15 protein-coding genes are annotated in these 16,070 nt (G+C 47.1%); 11 read left to right on the forward strand and 4 right to left on the reverse strand.

All coding sequences use genetic code 11. From position 1 onward, the window contains the following. Window positions 1-25: 25 nt before the first annotated feature. The 3 genes from ACMXI2_RS04485 to ACMXI2_RS04495 form a co-directional block, all read right to left on the reverse strand. A complete protein-coding gene (locus ACMXI2_RS04485) occupies window positions 26-859 on the reverse strand; it encodes a UbiA family prenyltransferase (RefSeq protein WP_483780507.1) in 834 nt (277 codons plus the stop codon). Between the two features lie 54 nt (window positions 860-913). Then, window positions 914-2,452, reverse strand: coding sequence for an acyl-CoA carboxylase subunit beta (locus ACMXI2_RS04490; protein WP_483780508.1), 1,539 nt, complete (start codon window positions 2,450-2,452; stop codon window positions 914-916). 91 nt (window positions 2,453-2,543) lie between these two features. Beyond that, window positions 2,544-2,975, reverse strand: coding sequence for a hypothetical protein (locus tag ACMXI2_RS04495; protein ID WP_079468735.1), 432 nt, complete (start codon window positions 2,973-2,975; stop codon window positions 2,544-2,546). Between the two features lie 149 nt (window positions 2,976-3,124). Between ACMXI2_RS04495 and ACMXI2_RS04500 the strand changes: the two genes are divergently transcribed. Beyond that, window positions 3,125-4,108: a LuxE/PaaK family acyltransferase gene (locus ACMXI2_RS04500; RefSeq protein ID WP_483780509.1), complete on the forward strand. Its 984-nt coding sequence runs from the start codon at window positions 3,125-3,127 to the stop codon at window positions 4,106-4,108. Window positions 4,109-4,131: 23 nt separating this feature from the next. Here the strand turns inward: ACMXI2_RS04500 and ACMXI2_RS04505 are convergent, their stop codons facing one another. Next, complete coding sequence (locus tag ACMXI2_RS04505; protein WP_483780510.1) at window positions 4,132-4,854, reverse strand: hypothetical protein; 723 nt, start codon at window positions 4,852-4,854, stop codon at window positions 4,132-4,134. Window positions 4,855-5,034: 180 nt separating this feature from the next. Between ACMXI2_RS04505 and ACMXI2_RS04510 the strand changes: the two genes are divergently transcribed. From ACMXI2_RS04510 to ACMXI2_RS04555, 10 genes are all read left to right on the forward strand, one after another. Next, window positions 5,035-5,664, forward strand: a complete 630-nt coding sequence (locus tag ACMXI2_RS04510) for a sigma-70 family RNA polymerase sigma factor (RefSeq protein WP_483780511.1) — start codon at window positions 5,035-5,037, stop codon at window positions 5,662-5,664. A 25-nt stretch (window positions 5,665-5,689) separates the two neighbouring features. Beyond that, a complete protein-coding gene (locus tag ACMXI2_RS04515; RefSeq protein ID WP_483780512.1) occupies window positions 5,690-5,926 on the forward strand; it encodes an anti-sigma factor family protein in 237 nt (78 codons plus the stop codon). Between the two features lie 86 nt (window positions 5,927-6,012). Then, window positions 6,013-6,351 (forward strand): hypothetical protein, encoded by a 339-nt coding sequence (locus ACMXI2_RS04520; RefSeq protein ID WP_483780513.1) that lies wholly within the window; start codon window positions 6,013-6,015, stop codon window positions 6,349-6,351. Between the two features lie 80 nt (window positions 6,352-6,431). Beyond that, a complete protein-coding gene (locus ACMXI2_RS04525; protein WP_483780514.1) occupies window positions 6,432-7,259 on the forward strand; it encodes an HvfB family MNIO-type RiPP peptide maturase in 828 nt (275 codons plus the stop codon). Continuing rightward, complete coding sequence (locus ACMXI2_RS04530) at window positions 7,243-7,992, forward strand: HvfC/BufC N-terminal domain-containing protein (protein ID WP_483780515.1); 750 nt, start codon at window positions 7,243-7,245, stop codon at window positions 7,990-7,992. Before ACMXI2_RS04525 ends, ACMXI2_RS04530 begins: the two co-directional genes overlap by 17 nt. Before the next feature lie 232 nt (window positions 7,993-8,224). Next, window positions 8,225-8,596 carry a polyprenyl synthetase family protein gene (locus tag ACMXI2_RS04535; protein WP_483780516.1) on the forward strand — a complete coding sequence of 124 codons (372 nt, stop codon included), beginning with the start codon at window positions 8,225-8,227 and terminating at the stop codon, window positions 8,594-8,596. A 744-nt stretch (window positions 8,597-9,340) separates the two neighbouring features. Next, window positions 9,341-12,340, forward strand: coding sequence for a SusC/RagA family TonB-linked outer membrane protein (locus ACMXI2_RS04540; RefSeq protein WP_483780517.1), 3,000 nt, complete (start codon window positions 9,341-9,343; stop codon window positions 12,338-12,340). 17 nt (window positions 12,341-12,357) lie between these two features. Then, window positions 12,358-13,833 carry a RagB/SusD family nutrient uptake outer membrane protein gene (locus tag ACMXI2_RS04545; protein ID WP_483780518.1) on the forward strand — a complete coding sequence of 492 codons (1,476 nt, stop codon included), beginning with the start codon at window positions 12,358-12,360 and terminating at the stop codon, window positions 13,831-13,833. Between the two features lie 12 nt (window positions 13,834-13,845). Continuing rightward, window positions 13,846-14,988 carry a carbohydrate-binding protein gene (locus ACMXI2_RS04550; protein ID WP_483780519.1) on the forward strand — a complete coding sequence of 381 codons (1,143 nt, stop codon included), beginning with the start codon at window positions 13,846-13,848 and terminating at the stop codon, window positions 14,986-14,988. 2 nt (window positions 14,989-14,990) lie between these two features. Continuing rightward, window positions 14,991-16,034 carry a DUF5007 domain-containing protein gene (locus ACMXI2_RS04555; protein WP_483780520.1) on the forward strand — a complete coding sequence of 348 codons (1,044 nt, stop codon included), beginning with the start codon at window positions 14,991-14,993 and terminating at the stop codon, window positions 16,032-16,034. Window positions 16,035-16,070 lie beyond the last annotated feature (36 nt).

Below are 16,070 nucleotides of genomic sequence, written 5' to 3' on the forward strand. Positions count from 1 at the left end.
AAAACGCGGGATTGTGCTGCCCGGTTTAAACGATCATGAGATATAATAGGGCTGACAAGGCCATGAAGCCATCCAGTACGAAGTAGAACAGGTAATCGGAATCGGTGTGCTGCGCTTTACGGGTGATGAGTGCGGTGGCGATAACAGGTATTATCAGGGTAACAACAGCAGGCAGCGTGGTATAGGGCCACATTAAACCGGCGCTTATGGCGGCTATCACGAGAGACGAATAGTAGAGCCGCATCAGGTTTTTCTCGTCCAGGGCGGTGATCAGGCTACGGATGCCTTCTTTCTTATCTGATTCCAGGTCGCGGTAATCAAATAAAATACAGATCGCGTAGATGAGTCCAAAGCGGTGTATAGTAAGATACACCAGTGGCTGGGTAACTATGTTGCTGGCTATCAGCGCAGGAAGCACAGTAGTTACATACGTCCATACGAAGGTGAGGAATAAGGTTTTGCCGATGGCTATTTTGCTGAGCCACCGGAATGCTTTGTGCGGCACTTTGGGGGCAGAGTATAAAAAAGTGAGTACTGCGCTGCCGCTTAGTACCAGCCAGTGTTCGCGGAGTTGCCAGAAAAACCATAGAGAACCTGCCAGGCCAATGCCGCATAAAGTGAGCATGAGGGCACGGTGACGGTTACCCCAAAGTATTCTTTCCGAAGCCGAGTAGCTGCCGGGTGTGAGGTACCAGTGAAAATTGTAGCTGCAGATAGTGGAAAAGAAAACAAAAAGATAAAAGGTATTATGCGGGTAGTCGAGGGCCAGCAGCTGGTTGGTTTGCCAGATCATCCCGATGGCGCATCCGGAAATATAAACAGAAGTGAAGAGAATAAGATTGAAAAGGCTGCGGAGCATATGTTTAGCTTTTAGCCTCCCGCTTTTTAGTACTAAAAAGCGGGAAGCCAGTTGCTACAAAGGTATATTGCCATGTTTTTTTCGCGGCATATTTACCACTTTATTTTCAAGCATTTTGAAAGCCTTGATCAGTTTGATACGGGTCATTTCCGGTTTGATCACTTCGTCGATGTATCCCTTTTCTGCTGCCAGGTAAGGATTTGCGAACCTCTCTGTATAGTCGGCCACCAGTTCGTTCATGCGTGCTTCCGGATCAGGGGCGGCATCGATTTCTCTTTTGAAGATGATCTCCACGGCGCCTTTGGCGCCCATTACGGCAATTTCGGCTTGTGGAAAAGCGAAGTTAAGATCTGCGCCGATGTGTTTGGAATTCATCACGCAGTAAGCGCCGCCATAGGCTTTGCGGGTGGTAACGGTAAGTTTGGGTACGGTGGCCTCGCTGAGTGCGTACAGCAGTTTGGCGCCGTTGGTGATAATGCCGTTCCATTCCTGGTCGGTGCCTGGCAGGAAGCCGGGAACGTCTACCAGTACCAGCAACGGGATGTTAAACGCATCGCAGAAGCGGGTAAACCGGGCGCCTTTTACGGAGGCGTGAATATCCAGTACCCCGGCGAGGTGGGCCGGCTGATTGGCTACTATACCGATACTTCTGCCGGCGATGCGGGCAAAGCCCACGATCATGTTTTCTGCAAAATTTTTATGTACCTCAAAGAAGCTGTCGGCATCCGTAATCTGTGCGATGGCCTCTTTCATGTCGTATGGCTGGTTCGGATGTTCCGGGATGAGCGTGTTGAGGGCTTCCCTTAGTTCATTGCCAGGTTCGTACGGGTATACCGGCGCTGTTTCTTCACAGTTCTGCGGCACATAGCCCAGGAGCTGTTTAATATACTGGATGCATTCTATTTCATTGGCGCAGGCGAAATGGGTTACACCGCTTTTGGCGGCATGTGTTTGGGCGCCACCCAGTTCTTCTGAAGTTACTTCTTCATGGGTAACGGTTTTTACTACGTTAGGCCCGGTCACAAACATATAGGAGGTTTGTTCCACCATCATGATGAAGTCGGTGATAGCAGGGGAGTATACGGCGCCGCCGGCGCAGGGGCCCATAATGGCGGAGATCTGCGGGATTACGCCGGAAGCCCTGGTGTTGCGGTAAAAGATATCGGCATAGCCGCCAAGACTCACCACGCCTTCCTGGATACGCGCGCCGCCACTGTCGTTTAAACCAATGAGGGGAGCGCCGTTTTGCATAGCCAGGTCCATGATCTTGCAGATCTTGCGGGCATGTGGTTCGGATAAACTACCGCCATATACGGTGAAGTCCTGTGAGAAAACATAGGTCAAGCGGCCGTGGATAGTTCCGTAGCCGGTTACTACACCGTCGCCGAGAAACTGCTCCTGGTCGGCCGTGAGACCGCGGTTGCGGTTAGTGACCAGCATATCCAGTTCTTCAAAAGAGCCTTCATCCATCAGCAGCTGTATCCTTTCGCGGGCGGTGAGCTTACCTTTTTTGTGCTGGGAAGCAATACGTACATCTCCTCCGCCAAGCATTGCTTCGGCGATCTTTGCCTGTAGTTCTTCTATTTTATCCATATGCTAAAAATCAAAAGTAAAGCTAAAAATAAAAGGATCCCTTTAGTAAAAGGAATCCTTAAATGTATGATATTTTAGAATGTAACGTTTGTCAGGGAATGTTGTAAGGTATTTTTGGCGTAGCGAGGGTATCGCTGATATTTCCGGCATTATCGCGGATAAATACCAGGAAGTGGATGCTGTCGTTCAGGCTCTGGTAGGTTCTGAAATCTACGGGATCGAGCCGGATAGCTACTTCTGCTTTTACGCTGTTTCCCCTGTTGGCGCCAATTTCAGGCATCCGCCTTACTATGTAGAAGGTATCCTGTATTTTAGTATCGTAGAGGGGGGCTATCTGCAAAGTATCTTCTATATCACCGTCCCCGTCCCGGACATCGAGCGTTACAAACATTACCTGGGTATTGGCTACCACGCTGTCGAGCGAATATCCTTTAAAGCTGAGAGTGGGTTTGGTACCTATTTTATCCTTTTTACAGGCGTAAAATAACCCGGCCAGCAGGAACAAAAACAGAATTTTCTTCATAAAACAAACCTACATTAATTTAGGAAATATACAAATATTCGGTTATCGCTATCCATCTATACCAAAACGTTTTTTTGTGACAATTGTTACTTACTGCGGATAGATTTATTCTTCTACCTAACTTTGTGCGATTTTAAATTCAGCTTTGCATGACCGCCGTATCACCGGAATATATATTTTCATTAACCGAAAGTGGGCTGGAAGCCGCTGCACTGGAGCTGTTTCAGTACCAGTACCGGGAAAATGACCTGTACAGGGCCTATACTGATGCCCTGCACATCCCGCCTGCTTCGGTGAAAAGCATGCTTGAAATTCCCTTTCTCCCCATACAATTTTTCAAATCACATACCGTGGTATGCGGCCGGTTTGAGCCGGAACTGATCTTTGAAAGCAGCGGCACCACCCAAACGGTGAACAGCCGGCACCTGGTTAAACACTCCTCCATCTATACCCAAAGCTTCATGACGGCCTTTGAGCAGTTTTACGGCCCGGTGAGCGACTATGTGGTAGTGGGGCTGTTACCTTCTTACCTGGAGCGGCAACATTCTTCGCTGGTGCGCATGGTACAGGAAATGACCATCCGCAGCGGGCATCCGGAAAGTGGCTTTTACCTGTATGAACATGATAAGTTGTTCCGCCAGTTGCAGGAGCTGGAAGCACGCGGACAAAAGGTATTGCTGATAGGCGTTACTTTCGGATTGCTGGATTTTGCAGAACAGTACACTCTTTCCCTGAAAAATACTATTGTGATGGAAACGGGTGGCATGAAGGGGAGAAGGGAGGAATGGACCCGTGAGGAAGTACATGCCTTCCTGAAAGAAAGACTGGGAGCAGCCTGTATCCATGCGGAATACGGCATGACGGAGCTGTTATCGCAGGCTTATTCCAGGTGTGATGGTTTGTTTGAAACGCCTCCGTGGATGAAAGTACTGCTACGGGATGAGAATGATCCTTTCCAGCTCACTGCCGGCAAAGGCGCGGGCGTAATGAATGTAATTGACCTGGCTAATATTTATTCCTGTGCGTTCATTGCTACCGAAGACATTGGCCGTATGCATGCCGATGGCCGGTTTGAAGTACTGGGCCGGCTCGATAATTCTGCTTTGAGAGGCTGCAGCTTGATGGTTAGCTAGTATGTTGAATTTATATGATGTATTTATTCGTCCATTGCGGCCAGGTGCAGAAGCGCCGGCAATTTCCCCGGATCGTGCATAATAGCGGAAAGGGACGACATATAAGGAAAGGAGTGATGATCCATCCCAAATTTATGAAGCAGGTATACATCCAGTTGCTCCGGTGAAGTATGTCCCTGTATGTAATCACCGAGGTAAAAGAGAAAACGTTGTCTTTCCTTTTCAGATAATAACACCAGCGCTACCTTGTCTTTCAGGCTGTTATGCTGGCCCGACCGGAAAATCCTCAGCGCCTGTTTGTAGTGGGCCACCGCCAGTTCATCAGCGGAAGCGGGCAATAATTGTGTGCAGAAATAGTCTACAGCGATATCATCAAAGAACCCGGTTCCATCGTCGGTATCCGGCTCGTTGTGCCAGGTAGCCCACTGGATCAGCTGTTCCGTGGTGATATAACCGGTAAGCATCGCCTCCAGCTGGTGGATAACACCTTCGCGTGTGGGAGCGGTATCGGAAGCATGGGAAATAGCAGTTACAATATCCTGGTAATAATGCTCATTGATTTCACTGGCAGTCTGGAACAGCAACCTGCTCACTTCAGTGTTTGATTCTTCTCCGGCCTTCTGTTGCAGCGGGGATACGCTGCGTAATTCATCTATTACTTCCTGTCTTGTTTTGGTACCACGTAAATATGCTTTCAGTAATGTTACAAAGTAAACGGACGTTACAGGCGACATTTCATTTTTCATGGGCCGAGTTTAATTCATATTTCATTGGGTACAGGCCAAAAATAGGATAAAATGCTGAAAAGTGGATGCTGTTATCCCACCATTTACTATCCTATCCTTACCGGTTATCCGCCTTTAACATTTTTTTGGGTTGCGGAGAAAACTAAAACAGGTAATTTCCCGTAAGCTTTCTGCTACAGTATGCAAAACGATCATATGCGGGCAGAAGCTTTTCATACAACTGTACAACAATCAATGACAACCTGTAATCCAAAGGACTGGGTGAAGTTATACGCAGAAGATTTATTTAAATTTGCGTATAGCAAGGTATCAGATAGCGAGCTCGCACAGGATCTGGTACAGGATACTTTTCTCAGCGGACTGCAAGCAATAACACAGTTCCGGGGCGATAGCAGCGAAAAAACCTGGCTGACGGCCATCCTGAAAAATAAGATAATTGACCACTACCGGAAATCCGGCAAAATAGTTTTAACATTAGATAGTATAACGGCTCATAGCGACGATCCTGATCCGCACCATATCTTTTTTAATGAGAAAGGACACTGGCGCCGGGAAACAGCTCCCAAAGCCTGGAAACAGGAGGCGCATGATCCATCAGAACAGGCAGAATTTTTCCGGATTTTACACGCCTGTATGAATAAACTGAGCGGTATAGGGAAAACCCTTTTTCAACAAAAATATTTAGAAGAAAAAAAATCGGCAGACATCTGTAAGGATCTGGCTATTACCGCGTCCAATTACTGGGTTATTATTCACAGGGCTAAATTACAACTGAGAGCCTGCCTGGAAAAAAGTTGGTTCAGTAATTGACATGGGATATCACATACATACCTTAATGCCTTGTTGTAAAGAGGCTACCCTGCTGGCGGAAAAGCAATTACAACAACCGTTGCCACGGTGGCAGCGGGTAGGATTGCAGTTTCACCTGTTATTCTGCCGTTTCTGCCGGCGGTATGTGAAACAAAGCAAAGCCATTGATAAGCACCTGCACAACATTACAGCAGAAGCCACATTGAACGAATCCGTGAAACGTAAGTGGGAAGTACTGATAGCAGCGCAACTGGAAAAATAATTGAATTACCGGTAAGGATTTTTTAGTCACCACGTCTACCTGTCAAACACATATATTTTCTCACCAGTTTTTAAATTTTTAAGAAGATGAAAAACAACAATCCTATCAGCAAAAAAGTACTGTTTTCCGGCTCTCTTGTTGCCGGTGCTATCCTCGGTATGGCTGCATTGCAGGTAACTGCAAAACCCGCCGGTTATACTAACCTGGGTTCCGGCGCAGCAGTAAGAAACGCATTAACCGGCGCATCCGGCAATACTGCCAACGCAATTGAACTGGCATGCGGCGCAAAAAAAGACAGCGCAGCGGCAGGTAAAACAAAAGAAGGTAAATGCGGCCAGGGTAAATGTGGTGAAGGAAAATGCGGTGATAAAAAAAGTAAGAAAGGAGACAAAGCTAAAAAAGACAGTACCAAATCCGGTAACTGATTTTCCAGATAAAGCAAAGACCGGTATGGTACGCACCCGCCGGTCTTTACCTTTATCTTAACCTCCTAAAATGTACAATCATGGTAGGTGTAGGTTTTCGCAGGGAGTTTGCGGAAGAAATGATCAGCGGTGAACACATCCGGCCCGACTTTATTGAGTTTGCCCCTGAAAACTGGATGAACATCGGCGGATACTGGAAAAAAGTATTGCACCGTGTAGTAGAAAAATACCCGGTGCTGTGTCATGGGCTTTCCCTGTCTATCGGCAGCCCAGAAGCACTGGACAAATCATTTCTGCAATACGTAAAAACATTTCTCCGGGAATACAACGTACAGATCTATTCAGAGCATCTCAGCTATTCCAAATGTGATAATGCACATCTGTACGACCTGCTGCCCATCCCTTTCCGGATGGATGCGGTAAAGCATATTGCAGGCCGTATACAGCAGGTGCAGGACTATTTGCAGCGGCCACTGGTAATGGAAATTGTATCCTATTACACACCGGTAGCGGCGGAAATGAGTGAAGTGGATTTTATTAATGAAGTGGTAAAACAATCCGGCTGCCAGCTGTTGCTGGATGTGAATAACATTTATGTAAATGCTTTCAATCATCAGTATGATGCCAAAGCATTTATACAACAACTGCCTCTCGGTAAAGTGGCTTATATCCATATGGCAGGTCATGAGCAGGTAGCCCCCGATCTGATCATCGACACCCACGGGGAACCGATCATAGATCCGGTGTACGACCTTTTTGAATGGACCATTCAACACCTGCAACCAGTGCCGGTTTTACTGGAAAGGGATTTTAATATCCCGGAAATGGCCGAACTGCAGGGAGAGTTAACAAGACTGAAAAATATTTGTCATAAACAATGGAAACGGAAAGATGAACTTGTTGCCTGACACTTATCATATCCAGCAAGCTTTTTCCGCCTATTGCAGAACAGGTGAAAAAGTAAAGCTGCCCGGCGTGGCGCCTCACCGGCTGAAACATTATCGCCAGCTGGTGTTTAACATGATCCATGACACGATGGAAAATGCATTCCCCATTGCATTTAAACATATTCCCACCGCAAAGTGGAATAAAATGGTGAAGGAGTTTTTTTCGAGGCATGCGTGTCAGTCGTACCAGGTATGGAAACTACCCCTGGAGTTTTACACATACGCGGTAGAACATAACTGGGAAGATACTTACGGCGTTCCCTTCCTCAACGACCTCCTCGCTTTTGAGTGGGCGGAAATGGAGGTGTATAACATGGAAGATATACCTGCGCCCGCCTATTCCCTTTCCGGCAACTGGCTGGACACACCGCTGGTACTCAATCCTGAACACCGGTTGTTGTCTTTTCATTACCCGGTTCACCTGGTAGCGAAGCCAAAGGACATCCTGAAAAATAAGGGCGTTTATTTTGTGCTGCTGTTCCGTCATCCGGAAACAGGACATGTGGAGTTCACGGATCTGTCGCCCTGGCTGGCTTTTTTAGCCGAGCAGTTAACATTGGGTATCACGGTAAGGGATACACTGGATTATGCGCCGCAGCTGAATATAACGGATACGGGTACACTGGAACAGGATACGCTTGCTTTTCTAAAGCACATGCAGCAATTGCATTTTGTGCTGGGCTTTCAACAATAAAGAAAGTCATGAGTTACACTTTCCCGCAGAAGTCGTAATTCCGGCCCCGTTTTTAGTGATGATCATATGCAATTAGCCAGGGAAACGATTGGTAGTGAACTACAGCGGTTTGAGGAGATTTTTCATGATGCCATGCAAAGTGATGTACTGTTGCTGAACAGGATCATGGAGATATTGTTGCCCACAAAGGGAAGCAGATGCGTCCCATGTTTGTGCTGCTGTGCGCGGGGTTGTGTGGCGACATCAACGATGGCAGTTACCGCGCCGCCCTCCAGCAAATGATAGAAATACCAACATCGGCAAACCTACCGGCAACGATATTAAAGAAAAGAAAGTAACCCTCCCTCTCATTTATACCGTGCAGCATGCGGCCCCGGCGCTGCGGAAAAAGATCCTTCACATTGTAAAGCACCGGCATACCGATAAAGAGAAAGTGAATTTCGTAGTGGAAACCGTGAACCGCTCCGGTGGCCTCGATTATGCCACTCAAAAAATGATAGACTACCGCGATGAAGCATTCCGGATCCTCTTTACCTTTTCACCCTCCCCCACGCGCGACGCGCTGGAAGAATTGGTGCGTTATACTACCGACAGGGCATACTGATCCTGGAATTCCAGTATCCGGAAATCAGTTCCATCAACCTGAAAAATGAAAAGGAAGAGCTGTTAAAACAGTTTGATCACGCTTTCCTGATCCGGTTTCCGCACATCCTCCGGTACGCTGTAAACACCATTAACACTTATAAAACCCGGATTAAGAATAAGTCGGTGGTTGCGAATGAAGAATGTGAAAAAAGGATCATGGAGATGAAGGCGGGGTAGCCCCTCCGGATTAAATTTTTAAAAATAATTCACAAAAAACTATGAAAAATCCATTTAGCTAATTACATTTGGTACAGTAGCGTTAAATAAACAACCAGAATTTAAAGAGCATTGATAGTATTGATGACCAGTTAGACCCTGTGTTTGCTGTAGTTTCCCCACTGTGCATTGGTACTACCAATTATTGAAAACCAGAATTACAGATCGAATGAAAATTTCACGTTAATTAATCTTGTTTCCATGACTCAACGTTCATTACATCCTGACAGGGTTACCCGCTATCCCTAACTGCTTCACGGGCGTTATCCTTTCACAGTCGACATTATTTTAGCATCCTGCTTATGCTGTACGAGGGCATTTTGCATGGCAGATACTGTGCTGTAATAGCTGGCGTGCGCTGACTCTAAATCACAGACATTCCCCTAAAGGGAACAGGGCAGCCTATGCCCGTTCATGTCAAAAAAAAATTAATGTGGTGTAAAGCTTCTTTTACGCCCTGGGATTCTCATTCCTAAATATTGCATGTATGAAATACTTTTACTTTTTCCTGCACAGAGGTATTTATTTTTTTGCAGCCATGTGCCTGGTGAGTACCTCATCGGAAGCACAGAATGTGTTGTTTAAAAATAATAAAGATACCTCCGGTGTGAACGCAGATTCACTTGCCTTTTCCAAAGTGACATCTACCAGGCGCGACACGCTGGGATATTTTCCCAACAATGAACTCTTCCTGAAACGTAGTGCCAGTGGGGCTATTTCTTCAGTAGACATTGGAGAAGTTAAAAAACTCCCTTATACCAGTATCGATCAGATGCTGATAGGAAGGGTAACGGGAGTGGACGTACGAATTCCTTCGGCAGAACCCGGAAAACGCAACAGCGTATTCGTAAGAGGTACCTCTTCCCTGCTATTGAGCAACCGCGATTTGTTTTACGCGCAACCTACCTATGTGGTAGACGGCGTGCCACTGATCATGGAACACGCATTTGCCTACGACATCCAGCGGTTCGATTTTAACAGGATGGGAACAGAAACCAACCTGCTTGGTTTCCTCGATATCAACGATATCGAAAGTATTGAAGTGCTGAAAGATTTTGCAGCCAGCGCAAAATACGGTCCCAATGCAGCCAACGGCATTATCAACATCACTACCAAAGCGCCCCGTGTAGGGCAAATGCGGGTGTCTGTAAATGCTTATGCCGGCGTATCGTTAAAACCCGCGGTAGATGCGGTAAACGGCAGATACGAAAGTGATTTCCGCCTGCCCTTCTACCAGAAATATGCGGATGAAACACAGTGGCGTAACTTCCCCCGCTACCTGGCAGATTCTTCCCAGGCCCGCTACTATGGCCCCGCTAACTGGGACGATCTTTTTCTCCGGAACGCATTTACGGAAGGGATCCAGGCAGCCGTAAGCGGAGGTACCCCTTACGCGAACTTCCGTTTCAGCATCGGGCAATCCTCACAGCAGGGCGTATATGATAAAACAGGGATCAAACGCTACGATGTAAACTTCGGCATCAATATTCAGCCCATCAGGAACCTGATTTTTACAACAGATATTTCCGTAGCTAACCAAAACCGGAAACGGAATGAATTTATCCGCGACCGCGCCGGGGATGAAGACTATCTCTTTAACTACGATGCACCTTTATCACCCAACAAAGCCTACCTGCAACAGTATTATACGGCGCTGGAAAATACCATTAACCGGAACAAGAATAATTCTGCCCGTATCATCGCCAATGCGAAGTATAGCTTCTTATCGCACTTCACCTGGAATACCCGTTTCGCTATAGACTACGGGCAAAACTTCCGCGACTTCTTTGTGCCTACGGCGCTCGGGGAAGGCAACAGCTATGTATCCAACTACGATGGCCTGAACAGGCGGATGATCCTCGATAACTCCCTGCAGTTTGCAAAAACTTTCCCCGGAAAACATCATGTTGAAATAACGCTCGGTCAATATGGTCAATGGGACAAATGGCGCTATGACTATGGCCGCGCCTACAAAGGTTCCAGCGATTATGTGAAGATTTACCAGCCAGGTACAGATCAGCAGAAAGAAGGCCGCTTCGGCAACTTCCGCCTGATGTTTAATGCCAAAGATTTTACGCAATCGAGGCTGGCATCTTTCTATACCAACATCGGGTATAACTTCAACGAAAAATATTTTGTTTCCCTGTATGTAAGAAGGGATGGCAGTTCTTACCTGGATGCGGACAACCGCTGGCTGATATCGCCCACTTTATCTGCATCCTGGAAAGTACATAAGGAAGATTTCCTGAAAGAATCTTCCTGGCTGAGCAACCTGAATGTCCGCGCCAGCTGGGGCCGTGTAGGCCGTTTGCTGATGGATGAAATGTATACCGGCGGCCCGGTATATAATGTGGACGCAGGTTGGAACGGTGTGCCCAATATGTCTACCTACAACGGTTTCCCTGTTATCAACGCTGCTTACACCACCGGTTATGTAGTACCGGGTACTTCCTGGCCGGTAGTGGAACAGCTGAACGGCGGCATTGACATTGGTCTTTTTCACGACCGGTTACGTGCCTCGCTGGACGTATACGCCAAAACAGACCGCAACCTGGTACTGAAGGTGCCTACGCTGGAGGAAGAAGGATACACCGGGATTGTAAAAAATGGTATGGACATCCGCAACTATGGCTATGAGCTGTCTATCGATGCGGATGTATTGAAAGGAAAGAAATTCCAATGGACCACCGGTATCAATATCTATACAAATCAGAATAAGCTGATGGCTTTGCCCGACGGAATTACTGACCTGGTGATCAACAACCGCCGCTTCCTGGTAGGAAAGCCGGTAGACCGTTACTGGCTGCTTCTCAATGAAGGCATTTACAACTCCGATGAGGAAGTACCTGTAAACCCAAAAACAGGCAGAAAAATGTCGTACCAGGGCGTTACCCTGAAAAAGGGAGATCCCAAATGGACGGATTTAAATGGCGATTTTAATATCAATGACGGGGATCGTGTAATGAAAGGCCGCTTATCACCTGCTGCTACCGGAGGTTTCACCAACACCTTCCGCTATGGCGCGTGGGATGTGAATATCCTGCTGAATTATTCTTTTGGTCGTAAGGTGATCAACCAGGCGCTGGCCGATCGCTTTGATTTTGCCAACAGGGAAGCGATCGATGATCCAAAGGCGATCAAAGAAATCAGCTGGTGGTCGAAAGTAGAAGGCGACTATAGCAAGATCCCGCAATACAATCCCTGGAGCGCGGTATATGCTTATCAGCCCAATCAAACCCTTTTCCTTGAAGATGGCTCCTTTGTAAAGCTCCGCGCATTAACGGTAGCCTATAACATGCAAACAGACTGGATGAAACGTTCGGGTGTTGAACACCTGCGTATTTACGCCACCGGTAACAACCTGCTTACCTGGACAAAGTATAAGGGCGGCGATCCGGAAGCGGTGAGCTACTTCGGGTATGATGAAGGGTATTATAACTGGGCGGCTCCACGCACATTTACACTGGGCTTTAATTTTCAATTCTGATGTTAAAAAACAAGATCATGAGAAAGATAGGGTTGATACTATTACTGGCGGTAAGTATGCCGTCCTGTAAAAAAATGCTGGATGTGCCATCACATCGTGCCCTGACAGAAGAAAATATGTGGCAGACTAAAAATGATGCACGCGCGGGATTGTCTGCCTGTTATGCGTTGATGCGCGCTGCCATGTCAAATGAAAACGCGCACTGGGTGTATGGGGACCTGCGCGGAGGCGACTTCCAGTCGACCAAGCGCGGTGATCTGCGTGCGGTAGTGGAAAATAACCTGAACGCCAGTTATTCTACAATGGAAGAATGGCGCGACTGGCGAAGATTTTATACAGCCATTGCGCAATGCAATCTTACGATACAAAAATTACCACAGGTAACTGCTGCCGACTATCGTTACTCACAAAACGAGATGACGCTGGACCGCGCACAGGCCATTTACATCCGTGCATTTTTGTACTATTATATAGTAAGGATCTGGGGAGATGTGCCATTGGTAACTGCTCCGTCTGATGGGACGTCAAAAACGATTGCCCGTGAAAAATCGGACAAAGTACTGGACTTTGCAGCAGCGGAAGCAAAAGCCTGTATTGATGGTTTACCCTGGAAATACAATGGCAAGTCGCCGGAACAACAGGGCGATTACCGCGGCCAGGGCGAATCGCATCACATCTCCATCACCATCACCAAAGGAATGGCGTACACGCTGCTCGCTCATATCTATAACTGGAAAGGAGAGTACGATAAGTCGCTCGAGTATGCCAACACCGTGATCAATAACCAGTCGAACACCGGTTACGGCTTTGTGAGCCTGAACGATCTTACCCGGCTGGATGGCGCTTTCCGCGGACGTATCGGGGCCAATATCTTCCAGATAGATATGAACTTTGACCACGCGGAAATATCTTCTACCGGTCAGCTGGAAGACTGGACCCTCCGCGAACCTTATATCCCGAAAAGGGAGTCTGAAATTTATGTGCCGAAAGACAGTGTACTTAAAATTTACAGTGAACCGCGCGAACAACGGCCTACCTACTTCTTCACAAAAATGGAGGAAACCTATCCCATCTTCTTTAAGATGAAACAGATCAATGGCGCGGTGAAAGACCCCGTGTTGAAAATGTATTCGTCCTGTATTATCGTATTCCGTTATGAAGAGCTGTACCTGCTGCGTGCAGAAGCCAAAGCCCGGTTAGGACAAACAGCAGAAGCACAAAAAGACCTGAACCAGATCCGTAACTCCCGCGCACTCAAAAATGTAAACGTAGCTATGGCCGGCCAGGAGCTGCTGGATGCCATTTTGCTGGAACGGAGAAGGGAGTTGATGGGTGAAGGTTGGTACTGGTACGACCTGGTACACTTTAAAAAGATCCCGCAATATACCAGGCTTACACAGGCTGATGTAGACAGGGGAGCGGCCCTGTGGCCACTATCGCAGGAAGCGCTGTCCAACAATGGCGCGCTGGTTCAAAATTCTTTCTGGAAATAATAAATCACTGCCATGAAAAAATATCTAATACTACTGGCTGTCACGGCTTGTTTTGCATGCGAAAAAGGGATGCAGGACTACCGGAATGCAAAGCCCGTATCGGAAGTGAAAGTAAGTACTTATGATTTTCTCAAACAGCAGGGAGGATTATACGACACCCTGCTATTACTGATAGACCGCGTAAAGCTTACCGATACGCTTAAAAGTCAACAGGTCACTTTTTTTGTTCCGCAGGATAACAGCATCACTACTGCCATCAGGAACGTGAATTTTTCCAGGGAACGTCTTGGCGATAAAGGCAACTGGACGCTGGACAGTATTCCGCTTAAAGTATGGGACAGCCTTTTGCGGCGCTACATTGTACGCGGACTGGTAACTGCTGATTCGCTGAGATATGCGGATGGCAGCGACCTGGAATCTTTATACGGTCATGAGATGAACGGTAAAACAGCCAGCACCAATGCTTCCGGCGCAGTGGGCGCCGGTACGGCAGTGTTGCAGTACAGCGATAAAAATGATTCGAGGTTTACAAAAGACTGGTCCATTGCACTCACGCAAAATGTGGATATCAAATCTACCAATGGTTTGATGCACATCCTGGAAACCAGGCATGTATTTGGTTTCACCTCCTTTGTGGGAAAAGCCTATCCCAAATCGCTGGAACCGCTGCAGGGGCCATACCTGGGCTACCCGATTGAAATACCCGGTATCGTAAACGCGGCGGATTATGATGAAGGTCCCAAAGGAGTGGCTTACGATTACCGTAATCCCAATGGCGGTCATACTTATCGTCCTGATGATCCCGGCACTGAAAACTGTTCGCAGGGAGATGCTTCCACAAGTCCTGGTGGCAACTACAATATTGGCTGGACCAGCGACGGCGACTGGGTACGCTATACCGTTGACATCAAAGAAGCCGGCAAGTATAAAGTGGAACTGAGGATTGCCGGTAATGGCGGTGGTCTTATTTATCTTCTGATAGATGAAGTAAGGGTATGTGAAGATATTCCGATACAGGGTACCGGCGGCTGGCAAACCTGGCAGGGAGCCTTTGGTACGGCAGATCTTCCCGCAGGAAAACACCTGATGAAAGTGATGATCAAGAAAGCAAATCTTAACCTGCACCGTCTCATCTTCACCAAAATAAATCCATAAAAATGAAAAGGCAAGTATATACGCTATTAATAGCCGGCACACTGGCAATGATGGCAACAGGCTGCTACAAGCAGCTGTTGCCGGATGAGAAAGAACACTTCAGCAACAACGCCAACTTCGACGGGGATACGTACCAGGCTAATTTTGGACGTACCAATGTGTTCTACGGAAAATTCAACGCGGATAATTCAACACAGCCACTCACTTTTGAAATGAAGAACATTGCCCGGCCAGATGGTATGCCCGCGCCGGAATTACTGGAAGAAGTGAACACCTGGCAATGGAAAGAATACTACAGCGGCACCGAAAAATCTGTGGCGGAAATTGAAGCTAAACGCATCCAGGTAAAAAGGCCAATCCTGGACATGCGCTCCACCTCGGGCGATCTTGTTTTCTGGGCCACTGATACCTCCAAAATAAAACAGGGCATCTACACTTTCGATATCCTCGTGAAGAACAAAGGCGGACAGAAAACTTTCCAGAAAAGAAAGCTGGACCTCCGCCGTCCTCGCCCGTATGAGCCTTACGAATTTGATGATATCACCGGTCTGCAAAAGAAAGAGTCTAATACCAATAACCTTGTTTACAACCATCCTACCGTAATAGACGTGCAGGATATGCAGAACAACGCCATTAACAGCGACCAGGTAAATGTATACTTCGTTAAAACAGGTACCACGAAGAATACGCTCACATTTAAATTTTATGATCAGGATTCCTTACCTATTAAAATGTCGAAGTTTAATGTTACCAAATGGGATAGCCTGAGATATTACAGCAACACCGCCGGCCTCAATGTGAATTTTGGCTTTAACCGGAAGTTTTCATCAGACAGTGCCACTGTTACCTGGGATGTAACCAGCCCATACCCGGTACTGGCCGATGTAGGCATTAATGAAAAAGCCAGCATCATGTTCACCTATGAGCGGGTTTCCTATGGTATCCGCCGGCAGGCAGGTATCGGTTATGGCTTTGCCGTATTTGAACCCGGCAGCTGGGACGTGATCTTCAAGTTTAAAGTAAATCCCAAGTTTACCAACGATTAAACTGGTAACTGTATTCTGAAACATTAAAATATTAGT

This window comes from Chitinophaga sp. G7 BAM 1005 (assembly GCF_057126945.1).

What these genes read in the sequence shown, in the direction of transcription:
- ACMXI2_RS04485 (WP_483780507.1), bottom strand. Translation starts at nt 859, where the DNA reads ATGCTCCGCAGCCTTTTCAATCTTATTCTCTTCACTTCTGTTTATATT.
- ACMXI2_RS04510 (WP_483780511.1), top strand. Translation starts at nt 5,035, where the DNA reads ATGCAAAACGATCATATGCGGGCAGAAGCTTTTCATACAACTGTACAA.
- ACMXI2_RS04555 (WP_483780520.1), top strand. Translation starts at nt 14,991, where the DNA reads ATGAAAAGGCAAGTATATACGCTATTAATAGCCGGCACACTGGCAATG.
- ACMXI2_RS04505 (WP_483780510.1), bottom strand. Translation starts at nt 4,854, where the DNA reads ATGAAAAATGAAATGTCGCCTGTAACGTCCGTTTACTTTGTAACATTA.
- ACMXI2_RS04525 (WP_483780514.1), top strand. Translation starts at nt 6,432, where the DNA reads ATGGTAGGTGTAGGTTTTCGCAGGGAGTTTGCGGAAGAAATGATCAGC.
- ACMXI2_RS04515 (WP_483780512.1), top strand. Translation starts at nt 5,690, where the DNA reads ATGCCTTGTTGTAAAGAGGCTACCCTGCTGGCGGAAAAGCAATTACAA.
- ACMXI2_RS04540 (WP_483780517.1), top strand. Translation starts at nt 9,341, where the DNA reads ATGAAATACTTTTACTTTTTCCTGCACAGAGGTATTTATTTTTTTGCA.
- ACMXI2_RS04520 (WP_483780513.1), top strand. Translation starts at nt 6,013, where the DNA reads ATGAAAAACAACAATCCTATCAGCAAAAAAGTACTGTTTTCCGGCTCT.
- ACMXI2_RS04530 (WP_483780515.1), top strand. Translation starts at nt 7,243, where the DNA reads ATGAACTTGTTGCCTGACACTTATCATATCCAGCAAGCTTTTTCCGCC.
- ACMXI2_RS04495 (WP_079468735.1), bottom strand. Translation starts at nt 2,975, where the DNA reads ATGAAGAAAATTCTGTTTTTGTTCCTGCTGGCCGGGTTATTTTACGCC.
- ACMXI2_RS04500 (WP_483780509.1), top strand. Translation starts at nt 3,125, where the DNA reads ATGACCGCCGTATCACCGGAATATATATTTTCATTAACCGAAAGTGGG.
- ACMXI2_RS04550 (WP_483780519.1), top strand. Translation starts at nt 13,846, where the DNA reads ATGAAAAAATATCTAATACTACTGGCTGTCACGGCTTGTTTTGCATGC.
- ACMXI2_RS04490 (WP_483780508.1), bottom strand. Translation starts at nt 2,452, where the DNA reads ATGGATAAAATAGAAGAACTACAGGCAAAGATCGCCGAAGCAATGCTT.
- ACMXI2_RS04545 (WP_483780518.1), top strand. Translation starts at nt 12,358, where the DNA reads ATGAGAAAGATAGGGTTGATACTATTACTGGCGGTAAGTATGCCGTCC.